Source organism: Geomonas sp. Red32 (assembly GCF_023652955.1).
Classification (GTDB): Bacteria; Desulfobacterota; Desulfuromonadia; order Geobacterales; family Geobacteraceae; genus Geomonas.
Genome location: NZ_JAKLOY010000001.1, coordinates 1,243,813 through 1,256,593 on the forward strand (window position 1 = coordinate 1,243,813; position 12,781 = coordinate 1,256,593).

11 protein-coding genes are annotated in these 12,781 nt (G+C 64.7%); 6 read left to right on the plus strand and 5 right to left on the minus strand.

Annotated elements, in window-relative coordinates; translation table 11 throughout:
- Positions 1-7: 7 nt before the first annotated feature.
- The gene (locus tag L4X63_RS05405; RefSeq protein ID WP_250677561.1) at positions 8-1,084 is read left to right on the plus strand and encodes an HD-GYP domain-containing protein; all 1,077 of its coding nucleotides are present in this window, start codon (positions 8-10) and stop codon (positions 1,082-1,084) included.
- 26 nt (positions 1,085-1,110) lie between these two features.
- The gene (locus tag L4X63_RS05410) at positions 1,111-3,552 is read left to right on the plus strand and encodes a sensor domain-containing diguanylate cyclase (RefSeq protein ID WP_250677562.1); all 2,442 of its coding nucleotides are present in this window, start codon (positions 1,111-1,113) and stop codon (positions 3,550-3,552) included.
- Here L4X63_RS05410 and L4X63_RS05415 read toward each other — a convergent pair.
- Complete coding sequence (locus L4X63_RS05415) at positions 3,539-4,546, minus strand: hypothetical protein (protein WP_250677563.1); 1,008 nt, start codon at positions 4,544-4,546, stop codon at positions 3,539-3,541. The genes L4X63_RS05410 and L4X63_RS05415 overlap by 14 nt on opposite strands.
- A gap of 273 nt (positions 4,547-4,819) precedes the next feature.
- Here L4X63_RS05415 and L4X63_RS05420 point away from each other — a divergent pair, with 273 nt between their 5' ends.
- The 3 genes from L4X63_RS05420 to L4X63_RS05430 all read left to right on the plus strand — a co-directional run bounded on the left by L4X63_RS05420 (position 4,820) and on the right by L4X63_RS05430 (position 8,912).
- The gene (locus L4X63_RS05420; RefSeq protein ID WP_250677564.1) at positions 4,820-6,475 is read left to right on the plus strand and encodes an ATPase, T2SS/T4P/T4SS family; all 1,656 of its coding nucleotides are present in this window, start codon (positions 4,820-4,822) and stop codon (positions 6,473-6,475) included.
- Positions 6,476-6,487: 12 nt separating this feature from the next.
- On the plus strand, positions 6,488-7,558 hold the full coding sequence (locus L4X63_RS05425; protein ID WP_250677565.1) for a type IV pilus twitching motility protein PilT: 1,071 nt from the start codon (positions 6,488-6,490) through the stop codon (positions 7,556-7,558).
- A 142-nt stretch (positions 7,559-7,700) separates the two neighbouring features.
- Positions 7,701-8,912, plus strand: a complete 1,212-nt coding sequence (locus tag L4X63_RS05430) for an aminotransferase (protein ID WP_250677566.1) — start codon at positions 7,701-7,703, stop codon at positions 8,910-8,912.
- Positions 8,913-9,065: 153 nt separating this feature from the next.
- Here the strand turns inward: L4X63_RS05430 and L4X63_RS05435 are convergent, their stop codons facing one another.
- From L4X63_RS05435 to L4X63_RS05450, 4 genes are all read right to left on the minus strand, one after another.
- Complete coding sequence (locus L4X63_RS05435) at positions 9,066-9,896, minus strand: alpha/beta fold hydrolase (protein ID WP_250677567.1); 831 nt, start codon at positions 9,894-9,896, stop codon at positions 9,066-9,068.
- Between the two features lie 203 nt (positions 9,897-10,099).
- Positions 10,100-10,312 (minus strand): hypothetical protein, encoded by a 213-nt coding sequence (locus L4X63_RS05440; protein WP_250677568.1) that lies wholly within the window; start codon positions 10,310-10,312, stop codon positions 10,100-10,102.
- 28 nt (positions 10,313-10,340) lie between these two features.
- A complete protein-coding gene (locus L4X63_RS05445; protein ID WP_250677569.1) occupies positions 10,341-11,576 on the minus strand; it encodes an HD domain-containing phosphohydrolase in 1,236 nt (411 codons plus the stop codon).
- Between the two features lie 58 nt (positions 11,577-11,634).
- Complete coding sequence (locus tag L4X63_RS05450) at positions 11,635-12,129, minus strand: GAF domain-containing protein (protein WP_250677570.1); 495 nt, start codon at positions 12,127-12,129, stop codon at positions 11,635-11,637.
- Positions 12,130-12,632: 503 nt separating this feature from the next.
- Between L4X63_RS05450 and L4X63_RS05455 the strand changes: the two genes are divergently transcribed.
- Positions 12,633-12,776, plus strand: a complete 144-nt coding sequence (locus tag L4X63_RS05455) for a hypothetical protein (protein WP_250677571.1) — start codon at positions 12,633-12,635, stop codon at positions 12,774-12,776.
- Positions 12,777-12,781 lie beyond the last annotated feature (5 nt).

Here is a 12,781-nt window from a genome sequence, read left to right on the forward strand (position 1 = left end):
GCCCTAGATGCAAAGAGCGATAACAGGGACTGTGGTGGTAGTGGACGACGACCCGCTCGTCCTGGAGAGCGTGGCGATGCTTTTGACCGCCAGCGGCTTCGAGGTGAACCCTTTCTCTGACGCCCGTGAGGCCTTGAGCCTCATCGAGCACTCCCCTCCCCACGCGGTGGTCACCGATGTGAACATGCCGGGGATGGGGGGGATCGAGCTCCTGGAGCGGATCCACGAGCTGGACCGTGACATCCCGGTGATCCTGATGACCGCCTACGCCGAGCTCAACATGGCGGTCAACGCGATCAAGAAGGGGGCCTTCGACTTCATCATCAAGCCGTTCAAGCCCCCCTACCTGATCCACTCGGTGGAGAAGGGGATCAACTACCAGCGGCTTTTGCTGGTGGAGAAGAACTACAAGATGGAGCTCGAGCGCACGGTGGCCCAGCGGACCCGCGAGCTGGCCGACGCCCTGGTGCAGATGCGCAACATGAGCATGGAGACCATCGAGCGGCTGACGGCGGCGGCCGAGCTCCGCGACGAGGACACCGGCCGCCACATCTTCCGGATCGGCCTGTACGCGCGGCTTTTGGCCGAGAAGATGCGGCTTCCCTGGAAATTCGTGGACACCATCGCCATGGCGGCCACCATGCACGACGTCGGCAAGATCGGGATCCCCGACTCCATCCTCCTCAAAAGGGGACCGCTCACCGCCGACGAGTTCACCATCATGAAGAGCCACAGCCAGATCGGCGAGAAGATCCTCTCCGGCTCGACCTACAAGGTCCTCCAGATGGCGGCCTCCATCGCGCTCAACCACCACGAGCGCTGGGACGGCACCGGCTATCCCAACGGCCGCAGCGGGGAGGATATCCCGATGGAGGGGCGGATCGTGATGCTGGTGGACCAGTACGACGCCCTGAGGAGCAAGCGGGTCTACAAGCCCGCGCTCGACCACGAGACCACGGTGCGGATCATCACCGAGGGGGACGGGCGCACCATGCCCGGACACTTCGATCCCGCCGTCTTGGAGGCGTTCCGCGTCCACGCCGGCGGTCTGGAAGAGATCTACCGGACCAACTGCGACCAGTAGCACCGTAGCACTTGGAGTAGCAATCCTTGCCTTCTTTCAGCCTCAAAATCAAGTTGACCCTGGCGGTCGTGCTCTTCGGCGCGGTGGTTTCCACCGTGTCCGGAGTGGGGCTCATCCTCTTTACCCGCGAGTTCAAGAAGAGCGTGGCGGAGCAGCAGTTTTCCCTGGTCTCCACCATGGCGGGCGAGCTGGACGACAAGATCCTGGCGGCCCAGCGCGAACTTTCCGCGGTGGCCCGCAGCATCCCGCCGGCGGCGATCAACGATCCTCAGGCTATGCAGCGCTTTCTGGACGGCCGTCTGGACGCCCAGCAGACGTTCGCCGACGGGGTCGGTTTCTTCTCCGCCAAGGGGATCCTGACCGCCTCGTCGCCGGGGCAGACCCCGCTGCTCGGGATGGATTTCTCCTCCAGCGATTTCTTCCGGCAGACGGTGGCCAGCGGGAAGGAGGGGATCTCCGAACCGTTCCGCTCGCAGGCGGGCGCCGGGCACCCGGTGGTCGTTTTCACCGCGCCGGTCTTCGCCGCCGGCGGCAAGGTGGCCGGCGTGGTGGGGGGGAGACTCGATCTTCTGGAGGAAAACTTCCTGGGGCGGCTCTCCCGGCTCAAGGTGGGGAAGAGCGGCAACTTCTTCCTGTTCAACAGCCAGAGGCAGCTGATCGTGCAGAGGGACCGCGAGCGCCAGGCGCGCGGCGAGATGCTGGCCCGTAACAACGAGCTCCTCCCGCGCGCCATCGCCGGGTTCGAGGGGAGCGGCGAGGCGGTGAGCCACACCGGGGTGCCGGTCCTCTTCACCTTCAAGAAGCTCGCCACCACCGGATGGATTCTCGGTACCCGGGTTCCCCTGGCCGAGGCGTACGCCCCCGTGGAGCGGGCACGCTCGCTGGTGCTCTGGAGCCTCGGGGTGGCCCTTCCCGCCTCGCTCATGCTGGTCTGGTTCTTCCTCCACCGGCTGACCGCCCCGCTGGTCCTTTTGGCCCGGCGGGTGGCGGAGAGCGGCGGTAGCGAGACCGGTTTTCAACCGGTGGTGGTACGGACCCGGGACGAGATCGGGATGCTGGCCGGGGTCTTCAACGAGGTGATGACCGAGCTCGCCGAACGGCGGCGCCTTCTGGAGCGGGAGAAGGGGTTCGCGGAAGGGCTCGTCCACCATACCGCCGTCCCCAGTTTCGTGATCGACGGCCGACACCGGGTCATCATCTGGAACCGCGCCTGCGAGGAGCTGACCGGGATGCCGGCGGCCGAGGTGATCGGCGGGAGCGACCCCTGGAAGGTCTTCTATCCCACCCCCCGCCCGGTGCTGGCCGACGTGGTGGTGGACGGAACGCTGAACGAGATGGCGGATCTCTATGAGTACTACGCGGACTCGCCGCTGATACACGAGGGGCTCCACGCGGAGGGGTGGTTCAAGCTCCGCGGACGCTCCCGCTACCTCACCTTCGATGCCGCCCCCATCCGGGACGCGGAAGGCTGCATCGTGGCGGCCATCCAGACCCTGCAGGACGTGACCCTGCGGGCGACCAACGAGGAACAGCTGAGGGGGATGGTGACGGCCATCGGGGAGAGCGAGGAGCGCTTCAGGAGGCTCGTGGAGCTTTCTCTGGACGGGATCGCCATCCTGGTGGGGCGCCGCTTCGAATTCATCAACGCGGCCGGGGCGGAGATGCTCGGGTTCGTGTCGCCCGACGAGCTGACGGGAAGGGAGATGCGGGAGTTCATCCAGCGGGATTCGGCCGAGCTTTTCCAGGAGCAGCTGGGATATACCGAGGAGAGCGGCGCCAACGCGCCGTGGATCGAGGAGCGGCTGTTACGGAAGGACGGGACGGCGGTGGAGGTGGAGATCGGGGTGAGCCCCTTCGTCTACCAGGGGAGCCACGCCCTGCAGGTGATCTTCAGGGACATCACGGAAAGGAAACTGGCCAAGGCCCGCCTGGAGACCCTGGCCCACTACGACTCGCTCACCTCGCTCCCCAACCGGGTGCTCTTCTTCGACCGGCTAAGCCACGCGGTGACCGAGGCCAAGCGCTTCCAGCACCCGATGGCGCTCATGTACCTGGACCTCGACCGTTTCAAGGAGATCAACGACACCCTGGGGCATGCCGCGGGGGACCAGGTGCTGGTGGAGACCGGGCGCCGCCTGAAGGAGTGCGTGCGCGGCTGCGACATGGTGGCCCGCATGGGGGGGGACGAGTTCACCGTCATCCTCGGGAAGCTGGCCGACGAGCTCGATGCCGCGGTGGTCGCCGAGCGGATCATCCACTCCCTCTCGGTCCCCTTCAACGTCGAGGGGACCCTGGCCACCATCGGGGTGAGCATCGGGATCTGCATCTACCCGACCTACGGCGGCGACCTGGACCAGATGACCCGCAAGGCCGACCTGGCCCTCTACCAGTCCAAAGAGCAGGGGCGAAACCGCTACTGCTTCTACAGCGACGAGATGGAGCAGGACAAGGTGGCTATGCAACCATGAGGCTCTTCGCCTCCTCCTCGTCGAGAGGCCCCTCCACGGTGAGCTCCCGCTCGGCGCCGTCGCAGTTGACCGCGATGCGGGCCGCGGTCCCCGGCTCGATCTTCGCGTAGCGGAGCAGCAGCCGTCCGGTGAGCACCAAAAGCTCCTCCGAACTCTCCCCCATCACGGCCGCCAGCGGGCTCATGCCGTCCAGCCAGTGCAGGGTCGCCTCCCCGGCCTGTACCGAGCGCTCCAGCATCTCGTTCTCCCCCTCGTTTCTCCCCAGGATGACCTTGGTCCGGTCGCCTATCCTGAAGTGCCTCCCCAGCTTGAGAAGACGGAAGTCCCGCATGTTGAGCCCGTCCGTGTGGTCGAAGACGTCCCGGATCTTGGGGACGAAGGAGAGCTCGGTCAACAGGCACCCCCCCGCCGGGCAGGGGTAGTTCTTGACGTCCAGCTCCTCGGCGAGATCCATCTGTTCCTTGCGGGAGCGCCCCTGGATGGAGAGGAGCTTCTCGCGGTCCACCCAACCCTCCTGCTCCGGGATGGTGGGGGAGAAGTGCTTGGCGGAGAGGGGGCGGAGCAAAAGCCCTTCGAGGCCGCTCTCCCGCTCGATGACCCGCAGGGTGTCGCGGCGCTGGCTCATGGGGCGCTGGCCGAGCACCTCGCCGGTGAAGACGAAGTCGGCACCGATCTCCTCCATGTACTCCTTGGCCTTCTTCAAAAGGAAAATCCGGCAGTCGATGCAGGGGTTTAGCCCCTTGCCGTAGCCGTGCTTGGGATTTCTCACGATCTCGAGGTAGTCGGCCCCCTTGTGCATCACCTTGATGGGGATCTTGAACTCCTCGGCGACCCGGACCGCCTCCGACTTGCAGCCGGCGTTCTTGCCGGTGCAGGTGCAGAAGGGGGAGGTGAAGTTGAGTGCTTCGACGGCGATACCCTGCTCGAGAAGGACCTTGACCGCCAGGGTGGAGTCGAGTCCCCCCGACAGAAGGCCGATTGCTTTGCGCTGCATGTTGCGTTCTCCTTGAATGGTTCCCCGAAGCATCGCGCCGCTTTAACCGCTGCGGGCGGCGTTCTGCACCGTCCGGCGGCAAGCCGGTGGCGCCTCGGACGGGAGGCGGCGGATCCGTTGGTGAAAATGGACCCGGCCGCTGTCCCATGAGAGGAGGGGTGATAAGCTTGATAGGCTAACATGAAGGGAGAAGGAAAGTAAAGGTTGTCGGCATGAGGTTTTTCGGGTAAATTCCCCTGGTGCCGTCGTCCCTAATTTTCCGGAGGTGCAGCCATGAACGGGCTTGTCAAGGAAGGATCCATTGGCGCGGTCCTCTTCAAATCGCAGATCATCACCGAGCAGGAGCTACGGGCCGCCCTCGAGGCGCAGAAGGTCTCGGGCTGCCGGATCGGTGAGGCGCTCGTGCGGCTGGGGGTGGTGACCCAGGAGGACATTGACTGGGCGCTCGCCAACCAGCTGAACATCCCGTACGTGCGGCTTAAGAAGGAGAACGTGGACGCCGACGCGGTGGCCCGGGTTCCCGGGGCGCTCGCCCGCCGCTACCAGATCTTCCCGGTCTTCCTGTCGGGGAGCGAGCTTTCGGTGGCCATGGCGGATCCCCTCAACAAGGAGGCGATCGACGAGCTCGGCCGGGTGACCGGCTGCCAGGTGACCATCTCGGTCGGCCTCATCCGCGAGATCAGGGAGATGCAGGATCTCTTCTATCCCGACCAGGAGGTCCCCGCCCTGGGCTTTCGTTCGGAACTCTTCCCCCCCAAGGCGATGGAGGCGATCAACGCCGACCTGACCGGGGGGACCCTGCTGAACCACCTCCTCTTGATGGTAGTCAAGCAGAAGCTCACCACCCTCGCGCTGCAGCCGCTGGGCGACGAGGTCTCCGTGGTGGGGCGCGGCGGCGGCCGCACCGCCGAGCTCGGGAGGCTCGATGCCGCCCGCTATGCCGACCTCGTGGCGCGCATCCGCAAGCTTGCCAAGGCGGCGCCTGCCCAGGAGATCTCCTCCACCGGCGTCCTCACCTTCGTCTACCAGGGGAGAAAGATCCCCTTCCAGGCCCTTTTGCTGCACGGGATAGGGGGGGAGTACGTCACCCTCAAGCTGAAGATCGCCCCGCCGGCCCTTTCCTGCTTCGCCGACCTGCGGGTGAGCGACGCGAAGACCCAGCAGCTCCGGGAGCTCGCCGCCGAGCGGGAGGGGCTCGTCCTCTTCGCCGGCCGGGACCCCGAGGAGCGCTCGCGGCTTATGGACCTCTTCCTGGACGAGATCGACAGCTCGCGCCGGATGGTGCTGGTGCTGGGCGAGCGGCTGGGGCGCGGCAACCGCCACTTCCCGCGCATCCCCCTGCAGCGGGACGGGGTCGACCAGAGCGCCTCGGTGATCGCTGCGGCGCTGGATCACGATCCCGACGTCCTCTTCGTCGACGACATCACCGCTCCCGAGGCCTTCCTTTCTGCGAGCAAGGCGGTCATGCGCGGCAAGCTCGTGGTGGCGGGGATCTCCTTCGGAGACAAGGGGTCGCTCCTCAAGCAGCTCCTCTACCTTAGGCAGAAGAACTACCTGATCCCCACCCACCTCAAGGGGACCGTCTCCTGCAAGTCCGTGCTGACGCTCTGCCCCAACTGCCGCGAGCGCTACCTCCCGGCTCCCGAGGAGCTCGCGGCCCTGCGGCTGCCGCCGTCCGGGCGGGAATACTTCCGTCCGCGGGGGTGCCCGGAGTGCGACCACACCGGCTACGGCGGGAGGCGCTATCTCCTCGACGTGATCCGCTTCGACAAGGCCTTCGTCGAGGCCTTCGAGATGATCGGCAAGAGCTCGGAGATCATTCAATACATGAAAGACAACGGTTACCGCGGCATCACCGAAGAAGGTGGCGATCTCCTGGAGAGGGGCGAAATCTCCCCGGGCGAATACGTGGCTTCCATACTACTGTGACGGAGAGCAGACATGGCAAGGATTGACGCACTGTTCAAACTGATGAGCGACAAAGGGGCATCGGACCTGCACCTTTCCACCGGGTCGCCCCCCATCTTCAGGTTGCGCGGCGAGATGGAGCGGCAGAACTTCAAGCCGCTCAGCCACGACGAGTTGAAATCGATCCTCTTCGAGATCCTGACCGAGAAGCAGCGGCAGACCTTCGAGGAGAAGCACGATCTCGACTTCGCCTACTCCGTTCCCGGCCTGGCCCGTTTCCGCGGAAACCTGATGATGCAGCACCGCGGGATCGCGGCCGTGTTCAGGATCATCCCGAGCAAGATCCTCTCCGCGGACGAGCTGAACCTTCCCGAGGGGGTGAGAAGGCTCACCACCCTGAAGAAGGGGCTCGTGCTGGTGACCGGGCCGACCGGCTCCGGCAAGTCGACCACGCTGGCCGCCATGATCGACCTGATCAACTCCACCCGGCAGGACCACATCCTGACCCTGGAAGATCCGCTCGAGTTCATCCACGAGAACAAGAAGTCGCTCTTCAACCAGCGCCAGATCGGCGAGCACTCCGACAGCTTCGCCTCGGCCCTGAGGGCGGCGTTGCGCGAGGACCCGGACGTCATCCTGGTCGGCGAGATGCGCGACCTGGAGACCATTCACCTGGCGATGAGCGCCGCCGAGACCGGCCACCTGGTGTTCGGGACGCTCCACACCTCCTCGGCCGCCAAGACCGTGGACCGCATCGTCGACGTCTTCCCGAAGGACTCCCAGGAGCAGGTGCGGGCCATCCTTTCCGAATCGCTCAAGGGGGTCATCTGCCAGCAGCTTCTGAAGACCGCCGACGGGAAGGGGAGGGTCGCCGGGCTGGAGATCATGATCGGGACCCCGGCCATCGGTAACCTGATCAGGGAAGGAAAGACCTTCCAGATCCCCTCCATCATGCAGACCGCCCGGAAGGACGGGATGCAGCTCATGGACCAGCACGTCCTCGACCTCCTGAAGACCAAGCGGGTCGCCCCCGAGGAGGCCTACCGCTGCTGTGTCGACAAGAAGCAGTTCGAACAGTACCTCACCGCCACGCCCGCGAGCTGAAGCACCTTCAAGCACCCTCACCCGGCCTGCGGCCATCCTCTCCCGCAGCAGGACGGGGATCTCCCCGGGCCCCTTTCCCGCTTCGCCGGGATGGGGCGGGGGTGAGGGAGCCCCGCGGCGGGCGGGTCTGAAAGGATCCTGCATGAAGTTCCCCATCTCCCCCCGGGCGCTACGCGTCCACCCGCCCCCCATCTCCGAGGTGAAGGGGTGGCTTTCCGAGGCCCGCTCCGGGCTCCCCCTCATCGATCTCTGCCAGGCCATCCCCGATTATCCGCCGCCGCCGGAGATGAACAGCTACCTCGCCTCCCTCACCTCCGATCCGGACATCTCCCGCTACTCGCCCGACGAAGGTCTCCCCGAGGTGCGCGAGGCGATCTGCACCGCCTACCGCGGCCTCTACGGGGCGTCGCTCGGGCCGGACGAGATCTGCCTCACCATCGGCGCGAGCGAGGCGTTCTGGCTCGCCATGGTGACCCTCTGCCAGTCGGGGGACGAGGTGATCGTCCAGCTCCCGGCCTACTTCGACCATCCCATGGCGCTGGAGATGCTGGGGATCCGCTGCGTCTACGCCCCCTTCAACGAGGAGAACGGGGGAATACCGGACCTGGCCACCATTTCCCGGCTGATCGGGGAGAAGACCCGGGCGATCCTGCTGGTGTCGCCGAGCAACCCGACCGGGGCGGTGATCCCGCCGGCCTTGGTGCGGGAGTTCTACCAGCTGGCCGCGTCGCGCGGCATTGCGCTGGTGCTCGACGAGACCTACAACAGTTTCATCACCGGTGGGGTGAGACCCCACCACCTCTTCGAGGATGCCTCCTGGGGGGACCATTTCATCCACATCGCCTCGTTCGGGAAGACCTTCGCCCTGACCGGCTACCGGGCCGGGATGCTGGCCGCCTCGCGGGAGTTCATCGGCCACGCGCTGAAGACTCAGGACACCATGGCGGTCTGCCAGCCGCGCATCACGCAGCATGCCGTCAAGTTCGGGCTGGAGCGGCTTTCAGGCTGGGTGGCGGCCAACCGGATGATGATGGAGCGGCGGCACCAGGTATTCCGCTCAGAGTTCCTGAAGGAGGGGAACCCTTTCCGGCTGGTGGCCAGCGGGCCGTTCTTCGGGTGGGTCAGGCATCCCTTCGAGGGGAGCACCGGGAGAGAGGTGGCAAGGAGAATGGTGACTGAGGCGGGGGTGCTGCTGCTGCCGGGCGAGGTGTTCGGCCCGGGGATGGAGAGCTATCTGCGGCTGGCCTTCGGGAACATCAAGGAGGAGGCTATACCGGAGGCGGTGGAAAGGTTCAGGAACTTCCCCGTAGGCCCCGGCGGCGCCACCGGCGCCCACACAGGCCTCGGCGCGTAAGGCCCCGAAGGCCCCGGTGGACCCGGTGGACCCGGTGGACTGGGTGGACTGGGTGGACTGGGTGGACTGGGTGAAGCCGGAGGTGACGTTCCCCCCTTTGCGAAGGGGGGACAGGGGGGATTTGCTTTTGACTCTCTCCCCACAAAAGCTGCCTTACTCCAAAAATGCCAAAAGCTCCCGGTTCACCTCTTCGGCGTGGGTCCAGTTGAGGCCGTGGGGGGCGCCGGCCACCACCATCAGGCGGCTTCCCTTCACCGCCTCGTGGGTCCGGCTCCCGGTGGAGACGAAGGGGAGGATGCGGTCGTTGTCGCCGTGGATGATCAGGGTCGGGATGTCGATCCGGATCAGATCGTCCCGGAAATCGGTCAGCCACGCCTGCACGCAGTCCAGGGGCGCTTTCGGTGACGCCGAGGCGGCCACGTTCCACGACAGCCGCACCACTTCCTCGCTCACCTTTCTCCCCCCAAAGACGTGCAGGTTATAGAAGTTGGAGAGGAAACTCGTGAGGAAGGCGGGGCGGTCCACCTGGATCGCCTGCTTGATCCTCTCGAATACGCTTCCTTCGACTCCCCCCGGATTGTCCGGGCTCTTCAACAGAAACGGCGTCACCGAGGCCATGAAGACGGCCCGCTTGACCCGCTCCTTCCCGTAACGCCCCAGGTACCGTGCCACCTCCCCCCCACCCATGGAGAACCCGACCAGGGTCACCTCCCGCAGGTCCAGTTTGGTCAAGAGCTTGTGCAGGTCGTCGGCCAGGGTCAGGTAGTCGTAACCGGACGCCGGACGGCTGGACATCCCGAACCCCCTCCGGTCATAGGCGATCACCCGGTGCCCCGCCTTCAAAAGTGCCGTCACCTGTTTCTCCCAAAAGACGCTGCTGAGTGGCCAGCCGTGGATCAGCACCACCGGCCTCCCCACTCCGTGATCCTCATAGTACAGGTCGATGTTGCAGGAGTTTTCCTTCCCAACCGTGATGTAGTTCATGGCGAACCTCCCTCTCCAGCCGATCGGCAGTCCCCGCCGAAGTGGAAACGAGATATGTTTGAGCACTTTAATGTGATACAACAATTTGCTGCCAAGTCAATGGAAGGGCTAGGGGGGGAGAAGGAGAAGGTCAGGGACGAGGGTATACGGGGGGGCAACCGGCTAGATGGGAGACGGAACGAAGGTGGGGCTTTTGCGCCGGGCTAGCGGCGCAGGAGGTGGTCGCTGGCGCAGGGGGCACGGTGGCGGCGCTCGCCGGACGACAGGGTGCAGGGTTCCGGCTCGCGCAAGGCGGTGCCGGGGACGCGGGGGGAGAGTTCGCTGATCGGGGCCACCGGGTGCCAATAGCGGTGGCTGGTGTCTCCCTGCGGTTCGTGGCGGTCCTGAACCGGACGCATATCGCTTGCTCTGTTCATCGGCACTCCGTGGCGGCGAACGCTGCGGCTAGATCCCGTGGTCGGGGTAGATCTTCTTGATCTGCTGGAGGGAGTCGAGATTCTCCAGGAAGAGCTCGACGAGCCCCGGGTCGAACTGCTTACCGGCTTCCTCGGCGATGGTGCTGACCACCTCGCTCTCCCCCCAGGATTCCTTGTAGCTTCTGCGGCTGGAAAGGGCGTCGTAGACGTCGGCGATGGCGACGATCCGCCCCAGCAGCGGGATCTCCTCTCCCTGCTTGCCGCGCGGCCGTCCGCTCTCGTCGGCGAAGCCCGGGAGGGGCTCCCCGCTTTCGGGATTGACGTGTCCCGGATATCCCCGGCCGTCCCAGCGTTCGTGGTGGTTCAACGCCACCATGGCCGCAGATTCGTCGAACTGGGAGTAGACGTCCGAGAAGAGCTCGGCGCCGAAGACGGTATGCTGCTTCATGGCGTCGAACTCCTCCGGGGTGAGCTTGCCGGGTTTCTTCAGGATGACGTCGGAGATGGCCACCTTCCCCACGTCGTGCAGCATGGCCGCCATCCTCAGGACGTCGCGGTTCTTGTCGATCTCTTGCTGGGGGACCCCGGCCCTTTGGGCCCAGGCGTCGTAGAGGACCACGGCGTAGGAGGCGACGCGGTTGACATGGGGGCCGGTCTCGTGGGGATCGCGCATCTTGGCCATCTTGTTCATCCTGAGGATGAGCTCGCGGGTGATCTTCGCCCGTTCGATGGCGTTGGCGGCATTGTTGGCGAAGTAGTCGACGATCTCCCCCTCGGCCTGGAAGGGGACCACCCGCCCGTCACCGTCGAGCGCGTTGATCAGCTGAAGCACCCCGATGACGTCGTTGCGGAAGTTCTTCAGGGGAACGGTCAGCATGGAATGGGTCCGGTAGCCGGTCAGGTCGTCGTAGCTGCGGTCGAAGGAATAGGGGGAACCGGCCGGCATGCTGTCCACGTCGGGAATGTTGACCGCGGTACCCTGGGCGGAGACATACCCCGCGATCGAGTGGTTGTTGACGGGGATGGTGAAGGTGGAGTACGGGAGCTTCTTCCCGGGGGGGAGCTGACCCTGGAGGGTGTCGTTTTGGGCGTGGCTGAACTTCAGGCCGTCGGATTCTTTGATGTAGATGGAACCGGCGTCGCAGTTGGTGAGGGCGCGGGCCTCGCTCAGGATCTTCTCCAAAAGGAGATCGATGTCCTTGATCTGGGAGATTTCCAGCCCCAGCTTGACTACCTTTTCGAGAATCGCTACCGGTCGTTCCATGCTCGTCGCTCTGTCCTTCGGTATGCCGATGATGCCATGGGGAGTGCGGTTCTTTCCCTTACACGTGCCTGCCGATCACCCGCGCGATCTCGCCCAGCGCCTGCAACTCGCCCGGCGAAAAGTTCTTGAGCCCGTCGTCGTTGGTCCCCTTGCGGGAGACCTGGAGTACCCCCCTCACCTGGTCGTCCCGCAGTATGGGGACGCTCATGATCCTCTGGATGGGGAGCCCCTTCTCTTTCCCGTAAGCCTCGAAGACGAAGAGGTGGGGGGTGGAGGCGAAGCTGTTGTTGATCATCGCGCGCTTTTCACGGGCGGTATTGGCAACGAGGGAGCGGGTGGCGGAGATGGGAATGGAACCGGAGTTGCGGAGTTCGTGGGGCCAGGCGAAGTTGAGGCAATCCTGGTCGGGGTCGTAGAGAAAAAAGGCTACTTCGCTTTTATCGACGCCGAAGACGCGGCAGAGGGCGTCGGCCGCTGCTGCAATCTTCTGATCAACATCCTGGCGGGAGGCAAGTAGCGCCTCCAGCTTCTCACAGATTTCTACGAGCTGCATGGGACACCCCTGTGGGAGAGGCACGTTTCGTCAGTGCCGCCGTACCCGGGAGAGTAACTCTCAGTTTGTCAAAAAACACCGTTTGGTGCCACCAAGTATCTTCATAAACAACAATAGTGTCAAGAAAGATTAACTGAGTGATTTCCAACCCCGTTCCACTGTTGCTACTACAGTAATCATGCCTGCTGACTCTGTCTCCCCCGTTCCACAACCAGTCAATCGACCTGCTCATTAAAGGACCGGCCCGTCCGGCCGATAAGCCTTCCTGTCGCCCATCCCGAACCTGGCCAGGTACCGGTCGCGGGCTGAAGACCGCTCAGACTTTGTCTCGGTGCTGTTCATTATTCGCACAGAACGGGGCGGGCTATGAAATGAAGAGGTAGCGTAAACGGTATGTTGGAGGTGGTACGGAAGCTGCTAGACAGCTCGTCACCGCGGCGAGGCTTGGCCTCGTTAACCTGTAACCGGTGGCTCCCCCGAGAGGCGAGCGGCAAGGAGGAAGGATGAAGACAATCACGAGGACGGCAATGGCAGTTGTGGCAGTGGCAGCGCTTTTGTGTGCAGGGTGTGGAGGGAGCGGCTCGTCTGCGGCCCCGGGCGCCGGCAACAACAGTCCCAGCGGCACCATCCAGGGAAGCGCCAAGTAACCCAA